Genomic DNA, 21483 nt, shown 5'->3' on the forward strand with positions numbered 1-21483 from the left:
TGATTCACCACCTTCGGGGCCGGTGACCGCCTCAGTGCGCGGCCATGTAGATGTCCTGCAGCACGGCCTTCTCCAGTTCCAGTTCGCCCAGCAGGTTCTTGACGATGTCGCCCAGGCTGAGGATGCCAACCAGCCGCCCGCCCTCGGTGACCATCAGGTGGCGACGCCGCGAGTAGGTCATCAACGACATCGCCTGTTTCAGGCTGGCTTCGGGTGCGATGCCTTCCAGTCCCATCGACGGCAGGCTCGAGATCACCCGGCGTCCCGCCTGCGGTCCATCGTCGGCCAGCGCGCGCACGATGTCCTTTTCGGAAATGATGCCCACCGGTGCGTCGTCATTGAGCACCACCAGTGCGGCAATCCGGTTCGCACTCATCTTGTGCGCGGCGGCACCGATCGTGTCGTGGGTGTCGATGGTGATGACAGTTTCTTTCTTCGATTGCAGAAGTTCTCGGACGTTCATTCTTGTTTCCTGTTGCAGGTCACTGAAGTCGAAACCGTGCTCTGCCGATACGCCCCTCCCGGGAACAGATCTTCCAGCGCACTTGTGGCGCACCTGCCTGCCGTTCGAAGCGTCGTCGGCAGGCAGGGCGCTGCATCGCGGACGGGGCCGGTGCAATTGCACGCCTCGTCCTGTGCCACTTCGATTCTACGGCTGCATCCCGGCGGCATATGTCGCCACGAATGGGATGGTTCGTCGTGGAACCGGATGACGATCCGGAGCATGGCACCGCGGGCGAAACCGCCACTGAATGTCCGCGAACGCCACCGCTTGACGTTCGCCGGTTGCCGACGCTGATCGGCCGCCCGGACCGATGCCCTGCCCCGGCGGATAGGCAAAAGAAAAGCCCGGCGCATGGCCGGGCTTCCTCACAGCGTCGGGGGAGAGAGAACCGGGCTGCTGGAGGTGATTATCCGCAGCTCCGGTTACGCTCACGTGACAGCCATCATTCCACTGTCACGCTCTTGGCCAAGTTGCGCGGCTTGTCCACGTCGGTGCCTCGGGCCAGCGCCGTGTGGTAGGCCAGCAGCTGCACCGGGATGGTATGCACCACCGGGCTCAGCACCCCGGCGTGGCGCGGGGTACGGATCACGTGCACGCCCTCGGAGGCATTGAAGTTGCTGTCCTGGTCGGTGAACACGAACAGCTCGCCGCCACGCGCACGCACCTCCTGCATGTTGGACTTCACCTTCTCCAGCAGGCTGTCGTTGGGCGCGATAACCACCACTGGCATCTCCGCGTCCACCAGCGCCAGCGGGCCGTGCTTGAGCTCACCGGCCGGGTAGGCTTCGGCGTGGATGTAGGAGATCTCCTTGAGCTTGAGCGCGCCTTCCAGGGCAATCGGGTAATGCAGGCCACGGCCCAGGAACAAGGCATTGGACTTGCCGGCGAAGCGCTCGGCCCAGGCGATGATCTGCGGCTCCAGGTTCAGCGCATGCTGCACGCTGCCCGGCAGGTGGCGCAGCTGCTCCAGGTAGTCCGCTTCCTGCGCGGCGTCGACCTTGCCATGCAGCTTGCCCAGCACCACGGTCAGCTGGAACAACGCCGCCAGCTGGGTGGTGAAGGCCTTGGTTGAGGCCACGCCGATCTCGGCGCCGGCGCGGGTGTAGCAGACCAGCTCGCTGGCGCGCGGGATGGCGCTCTCGGGCACGTTGCAGATCGACAGCGTGTGCAGGTGGCCCAGCGACTTGGCGTATTTCAGCGCCTCCATCGTGTCCAGGGTTTCACCGGACTGGGAAATGGTGACCACCAGATGCCTGGGGTTGGCGTAAGCCGCGCGATAACGGTACTCGCTGGCGATCTCGACGCTGCACGGCAGGCCGGCGATGGCCTCGATCCAGTAACGCGCGGTCAGGCCGGCGTAGTAGCTGGTGCCACAGGCCAGGATCTGCACGCCCTCGATGTCCTTGAGCACCGCTTCGGCGTTGGCACCGAACAACGTGGCCGGGAAGCCACCGGCGTCGATCGCCGCTTCGGCGGTATCGGCCAGCGCTCGCGGCTGCTCGTGGATTTCCTTCTGCATGAAGTGGCGGTACGGACCCAGCTCCAGCGAGGCCAGCGACACGTCGGACAGGCGCTGCTCGCGCTGCGCGGGGGCATTGTCGGCATCGAACACGCGCACGCCCTGGCGGGTCAGCTCGGCGGTATCCCCCTCTTCCAGGAACATCACCCGGCGGGTGGCCTGGATGATGGCCGAGACATCGGAGGCCACGAAGTTCTCGCCGTCGCCCAGGCCGACCAGCAGCGGGCAGCCCATCCGCGCCACCACCATCCGCTCGGGCTCCTTCTGGCTGATCACCGCCAGCGCGTAGGCGCCGGTCAGCTCCTTGACGGTGCGCTGCAGCGCGCCGAGCAGGTCGTCGTGATCGGCCTTGAGGTGGTGGTGGATCAGGTGCGCGATGACCTCGGTATCGGTCTGCGACTCGAAGGCATAACCCAGCGCACGCAGCTTCTCGCGCTGCTCCTCGTGGTTCTCGATGATGCCGTTGTGCACCAGCGCCACGCCGTGGCTGATGTGCGGGTGGGCATTGGACTCGGTCACCCCGCCATGGGTCGCCCAACGGGTGTGGCCGATGCCCAGTTGCGCCTGGAAATGCTCGGCGGCGGCGGCGCTCTCCATTTCGGCCACCCGGCCGGTACGGCGCACGCGGCGGATGCCGTCCCCCTCGAACACCGCGATGCCCGACGAGTCGTAGCCGCGGTACTCCAAACGCTTGAGTCCTTCAATCAGTACCGGAACCACATCGCGATCGGCGATCGCACCCACAATCCCGCACATAGTTCGTCCATCTGGAATAACAGGCGGACATTCTAAGTCAGCCGGTTCGGACATCCAGCAGACATTGCCGGACAACCCGCGCGGACACTGTCCGCAGAAGTGTCCGCGGACACCCGGACACCCCCAGCCATCGAATTTATTTCAACAATTTCAATACGTTGAAGTTGGCACGCAGCGTGCTTAACCAATACCAACCTCTGCTGCGAAGCCCACGATGATCCGCGACACCTCCGCCCAGGACCGAGTCTCCACCCAGCCCCAACAGCCCAAGTGGCGCCGCTGGCTGTGGCCCGCCGTGGCCACGGTCGCGGTGGTGGCCGGCATCGGCTTCATCGCCAACAAGTGGGCCGGCGCCAGCCGCTCCTTCGACAGCAGCCGCGTGCGCATCGCCGAAGTCGGCCGCGGCGACCTGGTCCGCGACATCGCCGCCGATGGCCGCGTGATCGCCGCCAACAGCCCGGTGCTGTACGCCATCTCCGCCGGTACCGTGACCCTGAAGGTGGTGGCCGGCGACGTGGTCAAGCAGGGCCAGGAGCTGGCGGTGATCGACAGCCCGGAACTGCGCAGCAAGCTGGCCCAGGAACAGGCCACCCTAGCCGGCCTGGAGGCCGAGGCCAGCCGCGCCGCCCTGGACGCCACCCTGGCCCGCGCCACCGGCGCCAAGATGTCCGACCAGGCCGGCCTGGTGCGCATCGCCGCCCAGCGCGACCTGGACCGCTACCAGCGCGGCTTCGACGGCGGCGCGGTACCGCAGGTGGACCTGGCCAAGGCCCAGGACGAACTGAAGAAGGCCCAGATCGAGCTGCAGCACGCCCAGCAGGACGCCACCCTGCAGAGCCGCGGCGCCGACCTGGACGCCCGCAACAAGCGCCTGCTGGCCGAGCGCCAGCTGGCCGTGGTCAACGAAGTGCAGCGCCAGGTCGATGCGCTGACCCTGCGCGCCCCGTTCGATGGCCAGGTCGGCCAGGTGCAGGCCACCCAGCACACCCAGGTCGCCGCCAACGCCCCGATCCTGAGCGTGGTCGACCTGTCCCGTTTCGAGGTCGAGATCAAGGTGCCGGAGAGCTTCGCCCGCGAACTGGCCATCGGCATGCCCTCGCAGTTGACCAGCGGCAGCGGCCAGCCCTTCCCCGGCGAGATCTCGGCGGTGTCGCCGGAGGTGGTCAACGGCGAAGTCGTGGCCCGCATCCGCTTCTCCGACAAGCAGCCCGAAGGCCTGCGCCAGAGCCAGCGGATGAGCTCGCGCATCCTGCTCGACACCCGCCGCAACGTGCTCAAGGTCGAGCGCGGCCCGTTCGTCGAACAATCCGGCGGCCGTTACGCCTACGTCGTCACCGGCAGCATCGCCACCCGCCGCCCCGTGCAGCTGGGCGTGAGCAGCCTGGGCGAGGTGGAAGTGGTGTCCGGCCTGCAGCCGGGCGAAAAGATCGTGGTCTCCGGCGCGGATCTGTTCGGCGACAACGAACGCGTCTCCATCAATTGATTGAACCCCGGGAGCGGGGCACGGCAAGTCATCCAACCGGCCCCGCGCAGCACCACCGCCCTGCTCCCCGCGCCCTGTTCCCCGCTGCCCCGCAACCTCGTCCCCAAAGGAAATAGACATGCTCCATATGCAATCGGTCTCCAAGGTCTTCCGCACCGAACAGGTTGAAACCCACGCGCTGCGTTCGCTGGACCTGCATGTGCGCGAAGGCGAGTTCGTCGCCGTCACCGGTCCGTCCGGCTCGGGCAAGACCACCTTCCTCAACATCGCCGGCCTGCTGGAAACCTTCACCAGCGGCCAGTACCTGCTCGATGGCCAGGACGTGAGCCACCTCGGCGACGACGCGCGCTCGCGCCTGCGCAACCAGAAGATCGGCTTCATCTTCCAGGGCTTCAACCTGATCCCCGACCTCAACCTGTTCGACAACGTCGACGTACCGCTGCGCTATCGCGGCATGGGCGCGGCCGAGCGCAAGCAGCGCATCGAGCAGGCGCTGACCAGCGTCGGCCTGGGCTCGCGCATGAAGCATTACCCGGCCGAGCTGTCCGGCGGCCAGCAGCAGCGCGCAGCCATCGCCCGCGCCCTGGCCGGCAGCCCGCGCCTGCTGCTGGCCGACGAACCAACCGGCAACCTGGACACGCAGATGGCCCGCGGCGTGATGGAGCTGCTGGAGGAGATCAACTCCCAGGGCACCACCATCGTCATGGTGACGCACGACCCGGAGCTGGCCGCACGCGCCCAGCGCAACGTGCACATCGTCGACGGCCAGGCCACCGACCTGCTGCGTGAGCCGGTGCTGGCCCACGCCTCGCGCATCGCCGAAACCAACACGCAGGGCTGAGGACCACGCATGTCGCTGTTCACGTACTACCTGCAGCAAGGCATGCGCAGCCTGCGGCGCACGCCGGTGCTCACCGGGCTGATGGTGCTGTCCATCGCCGTGGGCATCGGCGCGTCGATGACGACGCTGACGGTGATGCACCTGCTCTCGGGCGATCCCCTGCCCGGGCGCAGCCAGCACCTGTACTACCCGCAGGTGGATGCGTCCCCGCGCGGCGAGAAGCCGCGCGTCGATCCGCTGGACATGCTCGACTACACCTCGGCGGTCGATCTCTGGCGCGATGGCCCGGCCGAGCGCAAGGCTCTGGTCGCCAACAGCCCGGCCAAGCTGTCCGCCCCCACCAGCAGCGCACCGGCCAGCATCACCCCGATGCTGTCCACCACGGCCGACTTCTTCCCGATGTTCCAGGTACCGATGGCCTACGGCAGCGGCTGGTCGCGCGAGGACGACGAGCGCCGTGCGCGCGTGGCGGTGATCTCCTGGAACCTCAACCAGCGCCTGTTCGGCGGCAAGGACAGCGTCGGCCAGATGCTGCGCATCCGCGACAGCGAGGTCCGCATCGTCGGCGTGCTCAAGCCATGGCGCCCGGCACCGCTCTACTACGCCGTGGCCGGTGGCCGCTTCTCCCAGGGCGACACCGCCGATTTCTACCGCGCGCCGCAGGACGTGATGATGCCGTTGTTCAGCAGCCTGCAGGTCAATGCCGGCAACTTCCAGCAGTTCACCTGCTGGGGGCTGCCCGAGCAGCCCGGCCACCTGGAGAACAGCAACTGCGTGTGGTTGCAGCAATGGGTGCAGCTGGACACGCCGGCGCAGGTCAGCGCCTACGAGCGGTTCCTGCAGGGCTACGTGCAGCAGCAACAGCAGCTGGGTCGCATCAGCCAGCCGGAACTGGCGCGCCTTTCCAGCCTGATGCAGTGGCTGGACTTCAACGGCGTGGTGCCGCGTGACGTCCGCCTGCAGGCCTGGATGGCATTGGCCTTCCTCGGCATCTGCCTGTTCAATACGGTGGGCCTGCTGCTGGCCAAGTTCCTGCGCCGCACCAGCGAGATCGGCGTGCTGCGGGCACTGGGCGCGACCCGCGCGATGGTCTTCCAGCAGTGCCTGATCGAAGCGGCGCTGATCGGCCTGGCCGGCGGCCTGGGCGGCTTGCTGTTGACCGCGTTCGGTCTGTGGAACATCCGCCAGCAGCCCTTGGCCTACGCGGACATGATGCAGCTGGACCTCACCATGCTCGGCTCGACCCTGGCCGCTGCCGTTGTCACCACCTTGTTGGCGGGACTGCTGCCGGCGCTGCGCGCCGCCCGCATCGACCCGGCCCTGCAGATCAAGGCACTGTAAGCATGGATATCAAACCCATCCTGGTCGCACTGTCGCGCCACCGCATCGCCGCCACCCTGATCACCCTGGAGATCGCGCTGGCCTGCGCGGTGCTGTGCAACGCGCTGTTCCTGGCGGTTTCGCGCATGGACCTGATCGGCATGAACAGCGGCGTGGACGAGAGCCGCGTCGCCGCCCTCAGCCTCGATGACTGCGACGGCTGCCAGCCGGCCGAACTCAACGGCCGCTGGCTGCAGCAGCTGCGCAGCCAGCCCGGCGTGCAGGCGGTGGGCGTGGTCAACGCCGTGCCGTTCGGCCAGCGTGCCGGCACCGCCGGCATCAGCCTGGACCCCGAAGGCAAGCACTTCGGCGGCGTGCCGCATTTCTACCTGCTCGACCCCGGCGCGATCGACGTGATGCAACTCAAGCCGGTGCAAGGCCGCAGCTTCACCGACGGCGACTTCCAGCCCGTGGAGAACTACCTGCCGGAGAGCGCCCAGGTGTGGATCACCCGCGCCCTGGCCGCCCACCTGTGGCCGGGGGAATCGGCGCTCGGCAAGCAGTTCTGGATGTCCAGCAACCGCTTCACCGTGGCAGGCGTGCTGGAAAACTTCGCCCGTCCCGACCCGGGCCGCAGCGAGAGCGGCGTGGCCAGCGCGCAATGGTCGGTGATCGTGCCGGTCCTCACCCACGCGCAGAGCGGCACCTACGTGCTGCGCGCCGATGCGGCGGACCTGCCGGCGATCATCCGCGACGCGGTGGCCGCTGCCTCCAAGGTCACCCCCGAAGCCATCCTGTCCAGCGACTACAGCGCCACGCTGGCCCAGCTGCGTGACACCTACTTCCGCCAGGACCGGGCGATGACCCGCCTGCTGCTCGGCGTGTGCCTGGCGATGCTGCTGGTGACCGCGCTGGGCATCATCGGCCTGGCCAGCTTCTGGGTGCAGCAACGCACCAAGCAGATCGGCATTCGCCGTGCGCTGGGCGCCACCCGGCGCCAGATCATCGGCTACTTCCAGACCGAGAACCTGTTGCTGACCGGCTTCGGCATCGTGCTGGGGATGCTGTTGGCCTTCGCCGGCAACCAGGTACTGATGCACTACTTCGAGATTGACCGCCTGCCGCTGTACTACCTGCCCGTCGGCGCCGTACTGCTGTTGCTGCTCGGGCAGGTCGCCGTGATCGGCCCTGCCCTGCGCGCGGCTGCCATCCCACCCATCGTCGCCACCCGTAGCGTTTGACCTCGCCGAGGACTTCCCATGTTCAGCTACTACTTCAAACTCGCGATCCGCAGTTTCGGTCGCAACAAGATCCTCACCACGCTGATGGTGCTGGCGATCGCCCTGGGCATCGGCGCGGCGATGACGACGCTGACCGTGTTCAAGGTGCTCTCCGGCGACCCGATCCCGCAGAAGAGCGACCGGCTGTTCTACGTGCAGCTGGACCCCTACACGAAGGAGGGCTACCAGCCGGGCGAGGAGCCGGAGCGGCAGCTGACCCGCTTCGATGCCGAGGAACTGCTGCGGCAGAAGAAGGCGCCACGCCAGGCGATGATGACCGGCGGCGGCGGCATCCTCGATCCGCGCGTGGACGCGCTCAAGCCGTTCAGCGTCGAGATGCGCTACACCTCGGCCGACTTCTTCCCGATGTTCGAGACCCCCTTCCTGTACGGCAACGGCTGGAGCGCCGGGGAGGACGCCGGCCGCAGCCGCGTGGCGGTGCTCAGCAAATCCCTCAACGAGAAGCTGTTCAAGGGTGAGAACAGCGTCGGCAAGGACGTGCTGATCGAAGGCCATGCGATGCGCGTGGTCGGCGTGCTGAACGACTGGAATCCGCGCCCGAAGTTCTACGACATCACCACCGGCCGCTTCGACCGCGAGGAAAGCGTGCTGTTGCCGTTCTCCACCTTCATCGACCTGAAGCTGGAGCGCAACGGCAACATGAACTGCTTCGGCCGCGAGATCGTCAACGACGCGCAGGCATTGAACGTGCCCTGCTCGTGGGTGCAGTACTGGGTGGAGCTTGATTCGCCCAGCGACGCCGGTGACTTCAAGGCCTACCTGGACAACTATTCCGAGCAGCAGCGTGCCTCCGGTCGCTTCGAGCGCCCGGCCAACACCCGCCTGCGCAACGTGATGGAGTGGATGGACTTCACCCAGGTCGTGCCGGGCGACGTGCGCCTGCAGATGTGGCTGGCCTTTGGCTTCCTGCTGGTATGCCTGGTCAACACGGTGGGCCTGCTGCTGGCCAAGTTCCTGCGCCGCAGCGGCGAGATCGGCGTGCGTCGCGCATTGGGGGCCAGCCGCAGCGAGATCTTCAAGCAATGCCTGGTCGAGGCCGGCACCGTCGGCCTGGCCGGCGGCATGCTCGGCCTGGTGTTCGCGCTGCTCGGCCTGTGGGCGGTACGCCAGCGTCCCGCCGCGTACGCCTCGCTCGCCCACCTGGACGGCTCGATGCTGCTGGTCACCTTCGCGCTGGCCGTGTTGGCCAGCCTGCTGGCCGGCGTCCTGCCCGCCTGGCGGGCCATGCAGGTCACGCCCGCACTGCAGCTGAAGAGCCAATGAGGTACCGGTCCGGGGCGTGCGCGGCGGCAAGCCGCCACGCCACGACCTTCCGCGTAGTGCCGTCCCCAACGCCTGGCGGGGGGCGGGGTTGAAGAAGGGTTCGATCCACTCCCCTTTCATCCTCGCACCTCTTCACCTTACTCCTCGCTCCACCGGAGAACCCTCATGGAAATCCGCCCCATCCTCTCGACGCTGTCGCGGCACAAGACCGCCGCCGCCTTGATCGTGCTGGAGATCGCGCTGAGCTGCGCGATCATCTGCAACGCGCTGTTCATCGTCTCCCAGCGCATCGAAGTCATGGAACTCCCCAGCGGCATCGACGAAAGCCACCTGCTGGAGATCGGCCTGAGCGGCATCGGCGAGCAGGTCGATGCCGATGCGCGTACCGCCGAAGACATCGCCACGCTGCGCGCCATCCCCGGCGTGGAGAACGTCGCCATCACCAACCAGCTGCCGTTCCAGAGCGGCTCGTGGAATACCTCGCTGTCGGCCAGCCCCGAACCCGATGCGCAGTCGGTCAACGGCGCGCAGTACATGTTCGGCGAGAACATGGTGAAGACGCTGGGACTGGAGCTGCTCGCCGGCCGTGACTTCAATGCCGACGAATACAGGAGCAACGAAGAGCTGTCCAAGACCACCGCCACCGAACAGATGCCCTCCAGCGCCATCCTCACCGACGCGATGGCCCGGCAGTTCTTCCCCGATGGCAACGCCGTCGGCAAGACCGTCTACATGCTGGGCATCCCGATCACCGTGGTCGGCGTGGCCAAGACCCTGCTGCGCCCCAACATGCAGAACAACAACCGCACCTACGGGGTGATCTTCCCGATCCGCATGAGCTTCTCCGGCGGTGGCCGCTACATCATCCGCGTCGCCGACCCGGCGCGCCGCGATGAGGTGATGAAGCAGGCATTGGCGACCCTGGAGAAGAACGACCCGAACCGGCTGGTGTGGACCAACCTCACGCTCGAGGAGAAGCGCGCCAAGAACTTCGCCAACGACCGCGACATGATCGGCCTGCTGCTGATCGTCAGCGGCCTGCTGTTGCTGGTGACCGCGGTGGGCATCATCGGCCTGGCCAGCTTCTGGGTGCAGCAACGCACCAAGCAGATCGGCATCCGGCGCGCCCTGGGCGCCACCCGCGGGCAGATCCTGCGCTACTTCCAGACCGAGAACTTCCTGCTGGCCGGCATCGGCATCGTGCTGGGCATGCTGCTGGCCTACAGCCTGAACTACTGGCTGATGGGGCGCTACGAGCTGCCACGCCTGCCGTTGCTGTACCTGCCGGTCGGTGCGGTGTTGCTGTGGGTGATCGGACAGATCGCGGTGTTCGGCCCGGCCCGTCGTGCCGCCTCGATCCCGCCGGCCGTGGCCACCCGCAGCGCCTGACCACGACAAAGGGATCCCATGTTCGGCTACTACCTGCAACTGGCCTTGCGCGGCTTCGGCCGCAACAAGGTGCTGACCACGCTCATGGTGCTGACCATCGCGGTCGGCATCGGTGCGACGATGACCACGCTGGGGCTGTACTTCGTGCTCTCCGGCGACCCCATCCCGCACAAGAGCGGCCAGCTGTACTACGCGCAGCTGGAACCCCGCACGCTGGGCAAGGACGCCACGCTGGACAAGGATCCACCGCGGCAGATGAGCCGCTATGACGCCGAGGAGCTACTGCGGCAGAAACGCGCCGACCGCCAGGCGGTGATGTCGGCCGGCGCGGTCACCGTGCAGCCGGCCGGCAGCGCGGCCCAGCCGTTCCGGGCGATGGCGCGCTACACCTCGGCCGACTTCTTCGCGATGTTCGACGTGCCGCTGCACAGCGGCAATGCCTGGAACGCGGCCGATGACGAGGCCCGCGCGCAGGTGGCGGTCATCGACCGCAAGCTGGCCGCCACCCTGTTCGGGGATGATGCAGCGGTAGGCCAGGAAATGCGGCTGCCGCAGGGCGTGTTCCGGGTGATCGGCGTGATGGACGACTGGCGCCCGGCCCCGCGCTTCTATGACCTGAGCAGCCAGCGTTACGGTGGCGACGAGCAGGTGCTGCTGCCGTTCTCCACCTCGCGCGCACTGAAGCTGGACACGCAGGGCAACGTGCATTGCTGGGGCAACAGCAGCGGCGTGGACGGCGGCAACTATGGCCTCAACGCGCCCTGCGCATGGCTGCAGTATTGGGTAGAGCTGGACTCGCCGCAGAAGGCGCGGGACTACCTCAAGTACCTGGCCGACTACTCCGACAGCCAACGCGCCAGTGGTCGCTTCGAACGCCCCACCAACGTGCGCCTGTACAGCGTGATGGACTGGCTGGACTTCAACCGCATCGTGCCCAACGACGTGCGCCTGCAGATGTGGCTGGCGTTCGGCTTCCTGCTGGTCTGCCTGCTCAACACGGTGAGCCTGCTGCTGGCCAAGTTCCTGCGCCGCAGCGGCGAGATCGGCATCCGCCGCTCACTCGGCGCATCCCGCGCGGACATCTTCCGGCAATGCCTGACCGAAGCCGGCGTGATCGGCTTCGTCGGCGGCGCGCTGGGGTTGGGCTTCGCCGCCTTCGGCCTGTGGCTGATCCGCCAGCAGCCCGACGAGTACGCCAAGCTCGCCCACATGGACACCACCACGCTGTGGCTGACCTTCGCCCTGGCCGTCACCGTCAGCCTGCTTGCCGGCCTGTTGCCGGCCTGGCGCGCGATGAAGGTGCCGCCAGCCCTGCAGCTCAAGAGCCAGTAATGCGCTTCGGACCGGACCTGCTTGGGGAGGGACGCTCCGGCTCTCCCCTTTTTTCCGGGCCTCGTCCATCGTCCGACGCGCTCCCCGCACTCCAAGGCAGATGACCATGGAAATCCTCCCCATCCTCACCACGCTGTCGCGGCACAAGACCGCCGCCCTGCTGATCGTGCTGGAGATCGCGTTGAGCTGCGCCATCATCTGCAACGCGGTGTTCATCATCCGCAACCGCATCGCCGAGCTGCAGCTCAGCAGCGGCGTTGCCAATGACGAGCTGGTCTACCTGGCCACCAGCAGCCTGCTGCCGGACGTCAACATGGACGCACTGCGCAAGCAGGACCTCCAGGCGCTGGCCGCGATCCCCGGCGTGCAGGCGGTCAGCAGCGTCAACCAGATCCCCTATGGCGGCAACATCTGGTCCTCCGATGTGCGTCTGGAGGCAAGCCAGACCCGTCCCTCCGCGACCGCGGCCATCTACATGGACGATGGCCGCATGCAGCAGACCTTCGCGCTGCGGATCGCCCAGGGCCGCGGCTTCAACCCCGACGAATACATCGACAACAGCAGCTTCGATCCGAACCAGGTCAGCACCGGCATCCCCGCCGTCATCCTGGGCCGTTCGCTGGCGCAGACGCTGTTCCCGGGCCAGGACGCTGTTGGCAAGCAGCTGTACGTGTGGGGCGAGAAGCAGCCGCCGTCACCGGTGGTCGGCGTGATCGAGGACCTGCTCGCGCCGGGCGAGGCGGGTACCTTCGCCAACCGCTACCACTCCATGATGTTCCCGATCCGGGTCTCCAATGGTGCGTACGCGATCCGCACCACGCCGGACCAGCGCGAGGCGGTGCTCAAGGCCGCCATCGACGCGCTCCACGCCACCGACCCGAACCGCCTCATCGAACAGCAGGGCACGCTGGAACAGATGCGTGCCGACTTCCACCAGCGTGACCGCTCCGTGATCTGGCTGCTGCTGGCCGTCAGCGCCGCGCTGTTGGCGGTCACGGCGTTCGGCGTGCTCGGCCTGGCCAGCTTCTGGGTGCAGCAGCGCACCAAGCAGATCGGTATCCGGCGGGCGCTGGGGGCCACGCGCGGCAACATCCTGCGTTACTTCCAGGTGGAGAACTTCATGCTCAGCAGCGCCGGCATCGTGCTCGGCCTGCTGCTGGCCTATGGCCTGAACCTGCTGCTGATGCACTACTACGAGCTGCCGCGCCTGCCGCTGGCCTACCTGCCCGTCGCCGCGCTGCTGCTCTGGCTGCTTGGCCAGCTGGCGGTGCTCGGCCCGGCGCGCCGGGCGGCTTCCATCCCACCGGCCGTTGCCACGCGCAGCGCCTGAACCTGGCGAGGTATCGATGAAGACCCCCCTGCTCCCCCCCCTGCTCCCCCCCCTGCTCCCCCCCCTGCTCCCCCCCCTGCTCCCCCTGCTGCTCGCACTGGCCTGCACGCCGGCGATGGCCGCCGAAGGAGACGACCTGGCCGCGACCATCACCGCGCTGGACCACGCGGTGTTCGACAGCTTCAACCACTGTTCGGACCCGGCGCAGCTGCGCCGCCACGCCAGCTACTTCGATGCGGCGGTGGAGTTCTACCACGACACCGGCGGCGTCACCTGGACGCGTGATGCCATGCTCGCCAACACCGCCAGGCATGCCTGCGGCCACTTCACCCGCGAACTGCTGCCGGGAACGCTGGAGGTCTTCCCGGTGAAGGACTTCGGTGCCATCGCGCGCGGCCAGCACCGCTTCTGCGACACCGCCAGCGGCAAATGCGAAGGGCTGGCCGACTTCACCATCGTCTGGCGCCTGCGCGATGGGCAATGGCAGATCACGCGGGTGCTCAGCTATGGGCACCGCGCGATCGCCGCCGACAGCGCACGATGACGCCGCTCCGGCAGCGGGGCCGCCAGGCCTGCCGGCAACCGGCCCCGCTGCCAGCGCCACCGCTAGCGTGTAATGTGCTGGACCCGACGTCCTGTTGCCGCCTCCCTTCCGGTTTCCACGATTCCCATGCCGCAGATCCTGATCATCGACGACAACGCCGCCGTGGCCACCGCACTGGAGGTGCTGTTCTCCCTGCATGACATCGACACCCGCCACGCCAGCTCGCCCGAGCAGGGGCTGGCGATGCTGGCCGAGCAGGAGTTCGACCTGGTCCTGCAGGACATGAACTTCACCGCCGACACCACCTCCGGCGAGGAAGGCCAGGCGTTGTTCCGTGACATCCGCCAGGCCTATCCGGACCTGCCGGTGATCCTGCTCACCGCCTGGACCCACCTGGACAGCGCGGTGGAACTGGTCAAGGCCGGTGCCGCCGACTACTTGGCCAAGCCCTGGGACGATGGCCGCCTGCTGACCACGGTCAACAACCTGCTGGAGCTGGCCGAGACCCGCCGCGAGCTGGCCCGTCGCCGCCAGCGCGAGCTGGCCCAGCGCAAGAGCCTGAACGAGCGTTACGACCTGCGCGGCGTGGTGTTCGCCGACCCGGCCAGCGAGCGGGTGATCGCCCTGGCCTGCCAGGTCGCCCGCTCCGACCTGCCCGTGCTGATCACCGGCCCCAACGGCGCCGGCAAAGAGAAGATCGCCGAGATCATCCAGGCCAATTCGCCCAACCGCAAAGGCCCGTTCGTCGCCCTCAACTGCGGTGCCATCCCGGCCGAACTGATCGAGGCCGAACTGTTCGGCGCCGAGGCCGGTGCCTACACCGGCGCCAACAAGGCGCGCGAGGGCAAGTTCGAGGCCGCCGATGGCGGCACGCTGTTCCTGGACGAGATCGGCAACCTGTCGCTGACCGGGCAGATGAAGCTGCTGCGCGTGCTGGAAACCGGCCGCTTCGAGCGGCTGGGCTCCAACCGCGAGCGCCAGGTCAAGGTGCGCGTGGTCAGCGCCACCAATGCCGACCTGCCGACGATGATCCGTGATGGCAGCTTCCGCGAAGACCTGTACTACCGGCTCAACACCGTCGAACTGGTGCTGCCGCCGCTGGGCGAACGCCGCGAGGACATCCTGCCGCTGGCGCGGTTCTTCCTCGGGCAGGACAACAAGCCGCTCTCGCCGCAGGCCGCGCAGGCGCTGCAGCGCCACACCTGGCCGGGCAACGTGCGCGAACTGCGCAACGTGATCCAGCGCGCCGCCCTGCTCGCGCAGGGGCCGCGCATCGAGGTGGCCGACCTCAACCTGCCGCGCGCCCCCGCGCGCCCGACCGCCGCGCACGGCGCCGAGGAACCGGACCGCGAACGCATCATCGCCGCGCTGTCGCACGCCGGTGGCGTCATCGCCCAGGCCGCCGCCGAGCTGGGCATGAGCCGGCAGGCGCTGTACCGGCGCATGGACCGCCACGGCATCCCGCGCGAATGACACGGCCATGCTGAAGTCGCGCTCGTTCACCCTCACCCTGTTCCTGCGCCTGCTGCCGGTGCTGGCACTGGCCGCCGCGCTGCCGTGGCTGCTGGCCTACTGGATGGACCATGGCTGGTGGGTGGTGGCCACCTCCACGGTGATCCTGCTTTCCCTGATGTGGTGGGCGCTGCGCCGGGCCACAGCGCCGATCCGCTCGTTGCTGCGCGCCCTGTCCGGCACCACCAGCAGCTACCGCGACGGCGAGTACAACTTCGGCGTGCACTGGCGCGGCAAGGATGAGTTCGCCCAGCTGGTGCAGGCCCATGCCGAACTGGGCGAGGTACTGCGCGAACAGCGGCAATCGCTGGTGCAGCGCGAGCTGCTGCTGGACACCATGGTGCAGAACACGCCGGTGGCGATGCTGCTGTTGACCGACGGCGGCGACGGCATCCAGCGCGTGGCGTTCTCCAACATCGCCGCACGCAAACTGCTGCACGGTGGCTGGAAGCTGGAAGGCCAGCGCATGCCCGACCTGCTGGAGAACATGCCCACCGAGCTGCGCAACGCCATCTCGCGCGGCGGCGACAGCCTGTTCGCGGTCCGCGATCCGGAGGCCTTCGAGGGCGATGAGGACGACGAGCAGATCTACCACCTGTCGCGCCGCAACTTCCATCTCAATGGCCGCCCGCACGAACTGCTGCTGCTGCGCCTGCTCACCGCCGAACTACGCCGCCAGGAAGTGCAGACCTGGAAGAAGGTGATCCGCGTCATCAGCCACGAGCTCAACAACTCGCTGGCACCCATCGCCTCACTCGCCCACTCCGGTGCCGAACTGGTGCGCCGCAACCGCACCGACCGGCTGGAGAACATCTTCGGCACCATCGAGGAACGCGCGCGCCACCTGGAGGGTTTCATCCGTGGCTACGCGCGTTTCGCCAAGCTGCCGCAGCCGCAGTTGCAGACGGTCATCTGGGCCAACTTCCTGCACGGCCTGCAGCAGCAGATCCCGTTCCGCATGGAACCGGTGCCGGAGGACCTGAGCAGCCGCCTGGACCCGGCCCAGTTCGCCCAGGCGCTGCTGAACCTGCTCAAGAACGCGCACGAGGCCAGTGACGACAACGGTGCCGCCGGCGAGGGCGTGGAAGTGCGCCTGGCGCGCCTGCCACATTGGCTGCGCATCGAGATCCTGGACCGTGGCATCGGCATGAACGAAGCGGTGTTGCAGAACGCGCTGATGCCGTTCTACTCGACCAAGCGCAACGGCACCGGCCTGGGCCTGGCCCTGACCCGCGAGATCATCGAGGCCCACGCCGGCCGGATCTCGCTGCAGAACCGCACCGAGGGCGGTCTGTGCGTGACGGTGCTGCTGCCGCACGACTAGGCGACAGTCCCCTCGCTCACAGCGTCCGCTGCATCGCCACGCGCAACGCCATCGGGAAGCCCGCGGCGGCCTCCTCGGCCATCACCGCGTGCATCGCCGCGCTCCAGCTTTCGCGTGGCCACACGGCAAAGCCTTCGCTCGCATAGAAGCCGGCGTTCCACGGCACGTCGCTCAGGGTGGTCAGCACCGCGCGCCGATGTCCGCGGCCGGCGCCCTGCGCCAGCGCATGCCGCAACAACGCCCGCCCGTGTCCCTGGCGGCCCTGCTGTGGCAAGACATCCATCTGCAGCACGTGGAAATCCTCATCCAGCACGCCGGCCAACAGATAGCCGGCGATCCCGCCCTGCGCGCTTTCGGCAACCCACAACGAACGCGCGTGCAGGCCCTGCGCGAACGCCGCCGCATCGGTCGGGCAGGCGGAAAACACCGCCCACGCCGGATGCCCGCGCAGGCGCTGCCCGGCCTGCTGCTCGATCAACGGCAGCAGCGCCAGCTCCTCCGGCCGCGCCAGGCGCGGCTCAGGACTTCTTGACGGGCCGTGTCCAGCCATCGATGGTCTGCTGCCGGGTGCGCGCCACGGTCAGCTTTCCTTCCGGCGCATCGCGGGTGATCACCGAGCCGGCACCGATGGTCGCGCCGTCGGCCAGGGTCACCGGCGCCACCAGCGAGCTGTTGGAGCCGACGAACACCTTGTCGCCGATGACGGTCTGGAACTTGTTCACGCCGTCGTAGTTGCAGGTGATGGTGCCGGCGCCGATGTTGGTGCCGCTGCCGATCACCGCATCGCCCAGGTAGGTCAGGTGGTTGGCCTTGCTACCCTTGCCCAGCGTGGCCTTCTTGGTCTCCACGAAGTTGCCCACGTGCACGCCGTCGGCCAGCACCGTGCCCGGCCGCAGCCGCGCGAACGGGCCGATCTGCGCGGCGCCTTCGCTGACCACGCCTTCCAGGTCGCAGTGCGGGCGCACTTCGGTGCCGGCACCGAGCTTGACGTCCTTCAGCCGCACGAACGCGCCGATGCTCACCCCGTCACCCAGTTCAACCTCGCCTTCCAGCACCACGTTGGCATCGATCTGCACGTCACGGCCGACCTTCACCGTGCCACGCTGGTCCAGGCGCGCCGGGTCGAGCAGGCGCGCACCCTGCTCGCACAATGCCCTGGCCGCGCGCAGCTGCCAGGCCCGCTCCAGCTGCGACAGCTGCCACGGATCATTCGCGCCCTCGGCCTCCTGCGCGTCGGCCACGTGCACCAACCCGGCCGGCGTGTACTCCGAGGCCGCCGAGGCGAACACGTCGGTCAGGTAGTACTCGCCCTGCGCGTTGGCGTTGGACAGCGCCGACAACCAGCGCCGCAGCGCGGTCGACTCGGCGGTGATGATGCCGGTGTTGATGGTACGGATGCGCTTGTGCTCATCGTCGGCATCCTTCTGCTCGACGATCGCGGCCACCTTGCCCTCGGCATCGCGCACGATCCGCCCGTAGCCGGTCGGGTCATCCAGATCGGCGACCAGCACCGCCAGGCGCGGCGCATCGTCGATCAACGCCTGCAGGGTCTGCGCGCGGATCAGTGGCACGTCGCCGTACAGCACCAGCACCTGCGCCATGTCCGGCACGTCGGGCATCGCCTGCTGGACCGCGTGGCCGGTGCCCAGCTGTTCCTTCTGCTCGGCCCAGACCAGGTCCGTCTGTCCGGCGAAGGCCGTGCGCACCGCTTCACCGCCATGGCCGTAGACCACGTGGATACCCGCCGGCTGCAGCTGCCGCGCCGCTTCGATGACATGCGCCAGCATCGGGCGCCCGGCGATGGGCTGCAGCACCTTGGGCAACACTGACTTCATGCGTTTGCCAGCGCCAGCAGCCAGGATGATCACATGTAAGGGATGACTCATCGGTTTTCCACCTGCCAATACAGGAATGCGTTCGTTGGCTGATAGCATAGGCGACCGCCCCTATCTCCTGCAGAACCGAATGGAAGCGTCTCCTGCACGTCTGGCCCGGCCGCTTGTCTGGCTCGGACCGCTCGCCCTGCTCATTGGCCTGGCAACACCGGAGTTATGGGCGACCCGGCCCCTCAGCAGGGCTGGCGAATTGCTGGTGCTCGGCCTGCTGGTCGCCGGCCTGTCCTGGCTTCCGGCCCGGCTGTGGCGTGGTGCGCAGGCAAGCTGGGCCCTGGCCCTGTGGGGCGTGCTGCTGTGCGTGTTCGCCGGCCCGCTGCCGGTGTTCGCCACCGCCTTGCTGGCCCTGGCTGCGATCGCCGCCGGCAGCCTGCTGCTCCCGCGCGGCCCGATCGGCCTGCAGGCCATGCTCGGCCTGCTGCTGATCGCAGGAACCCTCGGCTGGCTGCTCACGTTGCCCATTCACAACGGCTGGGGGTATCTGCTGGCCTGCGTGGCACTGCTGGCCATCCGCCGCACCCAGGTAACCGGCACGCTGCGTGAAGCAGCCAGCCACTGGCAATCGGCCGTTGCCGCGACGCCACGGCTGGCCACGTTCTGCGTGATCGTGATGGGCCTGGCTGCAGCCAGTTGCTGGCTGCCCACCCTGCAGTACGACGACCTGGCCTATCACCTGCGCCTGCCGTGGCAGCTGCAGCAACAGGGCTTCTATAGTCCGGCGCCCGAGCACCAGGTGTGGGCGTTCGCGCCTTGGGCCTCGGACGTGGTACAGGCCGTCACCCAACTGATCGCACACCAGGAGGCGCGTGGGCCGGTCAACGCCCTGTGGCTGCTGTTGCTCGCCAGCGGGCTCTGGCAGCTGGCCGCGCGATTGGATGCACCCGTCGCCGGCCGCTGGCTGGCCGCGGCCGTGGCGCTGAGCCAGCCGCTGACCACGGCACTGGCCGGTGGCATGCAGACCGAGTTGCCGATCGCCGCCGCGCTAGCCTGGCTGTTCGCGCTCGTCGCCGGGACCCGCGATGGCAGTTTCCGCTTCTGGCTGGTACTGGCCGTGCTGTGCGGCGGCCTGGCGGCGATCAAGACCTCCGCCGCGATGATGGCGGTGGTGCCGTTGCTCTGGGCCCTGATCCGCCATCCGTGGCCATCACTGCCACGCATCGGCGCGGTGTTCCTGCTGGGGCTGGCAGTCGCCGGTGCCAGCTACGCGCACGGCCAGGTCCTGGCCGGCAACCCGGTGCTGCCGCTGCTCAACGGTTGGTTCCAGTCGCCGTACTACGCGCCCACCAACTTCTTCGATGACCGCTGGCACAGCGGCTTCAGCCCCTTGCTGTTGTGGCAGATGAGCTTCCATACCGACCGATTCCTCGAAGCGTTCGCCGGTGGCGGCAGCTTCATGCTGGTCGCACTGCTCGGTCCCTGGCTGCTGGCGCTGTTCAACCGCGGCACCCGTGCCGCCGCCATCGCCGCCTCGCTGGTACTGCTGCTACCGCTGTTGCCCCTGCAATACATGCGCTACGCCTATCCCGGGTTGGCGGTGTTGGCCGCGGTGCTGGTCACGGCGATGTGCCGGGTGAACCTGCGCCATGCCACATGGATCGCGATCGGGCTGTGCGTGCTGCAGTTGTGCTTCCAGGCAAGCGCTCACTGGACGCTGCGCTATGGCGCCATCAAGGAGACCGTGAAAGCCGCGGGGCGCGACGCGCCGCTGCTGGAGCACTACGCACCGGAACGCATTCTGGCCAAGGCCATGCGCGATGGCGGCGGGCCGCAAGGCAACGTGCTGCTACTGGACCCTGCGCAGGCGTTCTACGCTGAATTTGGCAGTCGCGGCCGCACCCTCAGCTGGTACTCGCCGCCGCTGTCACAGGCAGCCATCGGGGCGGCCGGGGATGCCAGCGGCCAGGCCTGGCTCGCCGTACTGCGGAACGAAGGGGTCAGTGACGTGATCCTGCACAGCGAGACCGTAACTCCTGCCCAACGCGCCGCATTGGAGTTGGCACACGCCACCCACCGCGATACCGTCCGTCAGGTCGAATGGTGGTCGATCCCCGCGGAAAACACGCCATGACGCTCGCCCGCCAAGGCTGGCTGTTCCTGCTGATGGGATTCCTGCAGTGGATCCTGGATTGGGCGGTCACCGTGGTCCTGAGCCACTTCGGGGTCCCCTTGGAGGTGGCCAACGTCTGCGGGCGCATCACCGGCGCCCTGCTCGGCTTCTGGTTGAACGGCACGATCACGTTCTCCACCAGCACGCCGCTGGGCCGCCGGCACCTGGTGCGCTTCATCATTGCCTGGATCGTGCTGACCATCATCAGCACCTGGGCCGTCGGCTTGGTCGGGCACAGCGCCGGCCTGCAGTACGCCTGGCTGGCCAAGCCAGTGGTGGAAGCGGTACTGGCCGTCGCCAGCTTCTTCATCTCCCGCTATTGGGTCTACCGCTGACGCGCTGCGGCGGCTGATGGCACCGGCATTCCCCTGCCACCCTGCCGCACCGGTTCACGTCCACCACGGCACGGAACCCTCACTCGCCGCTTATCCGCTCTCCGGGGGAGGTGGTGGTCGCTGCGTCAGAGGGGCTTTCCACGGAGCTGGCACGCTTCCTCCTGCCTTGTAGCCGCCCAAACAAAAACGCCGGCCCAGGGCCGGCGTTCTTGCATGCGCTGCGCGCAGCCTCAGTGCTTGAGGGTGCGACGCAGACGCTCCAGCGCCTGCAGCTGCGCGGTGACTTCGGCCAGACGCTGCTGTGCTTCGGCCAGCTCCATGGCTTCGCCACGGTTGGCGAGCACGCGCTCGGCTTCTTCCTTGGCCTTGCGCACGGCAGCTTCGTCGATGTCGGTGGCGCGGATGGCGGTGTCGGCCAGCACGGTCACGACCTGCGGCTGGACTTCCAGGATCCCGCCGGAGATGGCGAAATCCAGGTGCTCGCCAGCTGCCGTGGTGACCACGACCTTGCCCGGCTTCAGGCGGGTGATCAGCGGTGCGTGCTTGGGCGCGATGCCCAGCTCGCCCAGCTCACCGGTGGCCACGACCAGGGTCGCTTCGCCGCTGAAGATCTGCTGCTCGGCACTGACGATGTCGCAACGGATGGTGCTCATGGAAATCTCTTCGCCTGGTTGGGTGGGCCTGCGCCCACCGCAGGATGCCGCGAAGGCGGAGCGAACTCCGCCCTATG

At 67.9% G+C, this 21483-nt stretch carries 18 protein-coding genes; 13 read left to right on the forward strand and 5 right to left on the reverse strand.

Translation table 11 applies throughout. The features are described 5' to 3' along the window. Positions 1-31: 31 nt before the first annotated feature. Positions 32-463: a CBS domain-containing protein gene (locus tag VA603_RS09855; RefSeq protein ID WP_132865752.1), complete on the reverse strand. Its 432-nt coding sequence runs from the start codon at positions 461-463 to the stop codon at positions 32-34. 484 nt (positions 464-947) lie between these two features. After that, positions 948-2780 (reverse strand): glutamine--fructose-6-phosphate transaminase (isomerizing), encoded by a 1833-nt coding sequence (gene glmS / locus VA603_RS09860; protein ID WP_323438699.1) that lies wholly within the window; start codon positions 2778-2780, stop codon positions 948-950. Positions 2781-2994: 214 nt separating this feature from the next. Here glmS and VA603_RS09865 point away from each other — a divergent pair, with 214 nt between their 5' ends. The 11 genes from VA603_RS09865 to VA603_RS09915 all read left to right on the forward strand — a co-directional run bounded on the left by VA603_RS09865 (position 2995) and on the right by VA603_RS09915 (position 16419). Then, positions 2995-4263: an efflux RND transporter periplasmic adaptor subunit gene (locus VA603_RS09865; protein WP_132865754.1), complete on the forward strand. Its 1269-nt coding sequence runs from the start codon at positions 2995-2997 to the stop codon at positions 4261-4263. Positions 4264-4381: 118 nt separating this feature from the next. Next, the gene (locus tag VA603_RS09870; RefSeq protein WP_132865755.1) at positions 4382-5104 is read left to right on the forward strand and encodes an ABC transporter ATP-binding protein; all 723 of its coding nucleotides are present in this window, start codon (positions 4382-4384) and stop codon (positions 5102-5104) included. Positions 5105-5119: 15 nt separating this feature from the next. Next, positions 5120-6445, forward strand: coding sequence for an ABC transporter permease (locus VA603_RS09875; protein WP_323438715.1), 1326 nt, complete (start codon positions 5120-5122; stop codon positions 6443-6445). A gap of 2 nt (positions 6446-6447) precedes the next feature. Continuing rightward, positions 6448-7665, forward strand: a complete 1218-nt coding sequence (locus VA603_RS09880; protein ID WP_323438700.1) for an ABC transporter permease — start codon at positions 6448-6450, stop codon at positions 7663-7665. Positions 7666-7683: 18 nt separating this feature from the next. Beyond that, the gene (locus VA603_RS09885) at positions 7684-8988 is read left to right on the forward strand and encodes an ABC transporter permease (protein WP_132865757.1); all 1305 of its coding nucleotides are present in this window, start codon (positions 7684-7686) and stop codon (positions 8986-8988) included. Between the two features lie 165 nt (positions 8989-9153). Next, positions 9154-10377: an ABC transporter permease gene (locus tag VA603_RS09890; protein WP_132865758.1), complete on the forward strand. Its 1224-nt coding sequence runs from the start codon at positions 9154-9156 to the stop codon at positions 10375-10377. A gap of 18 nt (positions 10378-10395) precedes the next feature. Further along, on the forward strand, positions 10396-11709 hold the full coding sequence (locus tag VA603_RS09895; RefSeq protein ID WP_323438701.1) for an ABC transporter permease: 1314 nt from the start codon (positions 10396-10398) through the stop codon (positions 11707-11709). A gap of 106 nt (positions 11710-11815) precedes the next feature. Beyond that, positions 11816-13039: an ABC transporter permease gene (locus tag VA603_RS09900; RefSeq protein WP_323438702.1), complete on the forward strand. Its 1224-nt coding sequence runs from the start codon at positions 11816-11818 to the stop codon at positions 13037-13039. A 115-nt stretch (positions 13040-13154) separates the two neighbouring features. Further along, positions 13155-13583, forward strand: coding sequence for a nuclear transport factor 2 family protein (locus tag VA603_RS09905; RefSeq protein WP_323438703.1), 429 nt, complete (start codon positions 13155-13157; stop codon positions 13581-13583). 126 nt (positions 13584-13709) lie between these two features. Continuing rightward, positions 13710-15056, forward strand: a complete 1347-nt coding sequence (locus VA603_RS09910) for a sigma-54-dependent transcriptional regulator (protein WP_323438704.1) — start codon at positions 13710-13712, stop codon at positions 15054-15056. A 10-nt stretch (positions 15057-15066) separates the two neighbouring features. Further along, a complete protein-coding gene (locus VA603_RS09915) occupies positions 15067-16419 on the forward strand; it encodes a sensor histidine kinase (protein ID WP_323438716.1) in 1353 nt (450 codons plus the stop codon). A 16-nt stretch (positions 16420-16435) separates the two neighbouring features. On the opposite strand, the gene VA603_RS09920 is transcribed toward VA603_RS09915, so the two are convergent. Further along, a complete protein-coding gene (locus tag VA603_RS09920; RefSeq protein ID WP_323438705.1) occupies positions 16436-16969 on the reverse strand; it encodes a GNAT family N-acetyltransferase in 534 nt (177 codons plus the stop codon). Continuing rightward, on the reverse strand, positions 16938-18305 hold the full coding sequence (gene glmU / locus VA603_RS09925; RefSeq protein WP_323438706.1) for a bifunctional UDP-N-acetylglucosamine diphosphorylase/glucosamine-1-phosphate N-acetyltransferase GlmU: 1368 nt from the start codon (positions 18303-18305) through the stop codon (positions 16938-16940). The genes VA603_RS09920 and glmU overlap by 32 nt, the downstream gene beginning before the upstream one ends. A gap of 199 nt (positions 18306-18504) precedes the next feature. Here glmU and VA603_RS09930 point away from each other — a divergent pair, with 199 nt between their 5' ends. After that, positions 18505-20379: a hypothetical protein gene (locus VA603_RS09930; protein ID WP_323438707.1), complete on the forward strand. Its 1875-nt coding sequence runs from the start codon at positions 18505-18507 to the stop codon at positions 20377-20379. Next, the gene (locus tag VA603_RS09935) at positions 20376-20753 is read left to right on the forward strand and encodes a GtrA family protein (RefSeq protein ID WP_323438708.1); all 378 of its coding nucleotides are present in this window, start codon (positions 20376-20378) and stop codon (positions 20751-20753) included. Before VA603_RS09930 ends, VA603_RS09935 begins: the two co-directional genes overlap by 4 nt. A 230-nt stretch (positions 20754-20983) precedes the next feature. On the opposite strand, the gene VA603_RS09940 is transcribed toward VA603_RS09935, so the two are convergent. Continuing rightward, positions 20984-21406 (reverse strand): F0F1 ATP synthase subunit epsilon, encoded by a 423-nt coding sequence (locus VA603_RS09940; RefSeq protein ID WP_132865768.1) that lies wholly within the window; start codon positions 21404-21406, stop codon positions 20984-20986. Between the last annotated feature and the right edge of the window lie 77 nt (positions 21407-21483).

Origin of the sequence: Stenotrophomonas capsici (genome assembly GCF_034961085.1) — a bacterium.
Classification (GTDB): domain Bacteria; phylum Pseudomonadota; class Gammaproteobacteria; order Xanthomonadales; family Xanthomonadaceae; genus Stenotrophomonas; species Stenotrophomonas capsici.

What these genes read in the sequence shown, in the direction of transcription:
- glmU (WP_323438706.1), bottom strand. Translation starts at nt 18,305, where the DNA reads ATGAGTCATCCCTTACATGTGATCATCCTGGCTGCTGGCGCTGGCAAA.
- VA603_RS09905 (WP_323438703.1), top strand. Translation starts at nt 13,155, where the DNA reads ATGGCCGCCGAAGGAGACGACCTGGCCGCGACCATCACCGCGCTGGAC.
- VA603_RS09870 (WP_132865755.1), top strand. Translation starts at nt 4,382, where the DNA reads ATGCTCCATATGCAATCGGTCTCCAAGGTCTTCCGCACCGAACAGGTT.
- VA603_RS09895 (WP_323438701.1), top strand. Translation starts at nt 10,396, where the DNA reads ATGTTCGGCTACTACCTGCAACTGGCCTTGCGCGGCTTCGGCCGCAAC.
- VA603_RS09940 (WP_132865768.1), bottom strand. Translation starts at nt 21,406, where the DNA reads ATGAGCACCATCCGTTGCGACATCGTCAGTGCCGAGCAGCAGATCTTC.
- glmS (WP_323438699.1), bottom strand. Translation starts at nt 2,780, where the DNA reads ATGTGCGGGATTGTGGGTGCGATCGCCGATCGCGATGTGGTTCCGGTA.
- VA603_RS09880 (WP_323438700.1), top strand. Translation starts at nt 6,448, where the DNA reads ATGGATATCAAACCCATCCTGGTCGCACTGTCGCGCCACCGCATCGCC.
- VA603_RS09890 (WP_132865758.1), top strand. Translation starts at nt 9,154, where the DNA reads ATGGAAATCCGCCCCATCCTCTCGACGCTGTCGCGGCACAAGACCGCC.
- VA603_RS09935 (WP_323438708.1), top strand. Translation starts at nt 20,376, where the DNA reads ATGACGCTCGCCCGCCAAGGCTGGCTGTTCCTGCTGATGGGATTCCTG.
- VA603_RS09900 (WP_323438702.1), top strand. Translation starts at nt 11,816, where the DNA reads ATGGAAATCCTCCCCATCCTCACCACGCTGTCGCGGCACAAGACCGCC.
- VA603_RS09865 (WP_132865754.1), top strand. Translation starts at nt 2,995, where the DNA reads ATGATCCGCGACACCTCCGCCCAGGACCGAGTCTCCACCCAGCCCCAA.
- VA603_RS09920 (WP_323438705.1), bottom strand. Translation starts at nt 16,969, where the DNA reads ATGGCTGGACACGGCCCGTCAAGAAGTCCTGAGCCGCGCCTGGCGCGG.
- VA603_RS09885 (WP_132865757.1), top strand. Translation starts at nt 7,684, where the DNA reads ATGTTCAGCTACTACTTCAAACTCGCGATCCGCAGTTTCGGTCGCAAC.
- VA603_RS09855 (WP_132865752.1), bottom strand. Translation starts at nt 463, where the DNA reads ATGAACGTCCGAGAACTTCTGCAATCGAAGAAAGAAACTGTCATCACC.
- VA603_RS09910 (WP_323438704.1), top strand. Translation starts at nt 13,710, where the DNA reads ATGCCGCAGATCCTGATCATCGACGACAACGCCGCCGTGGCCACCGCA.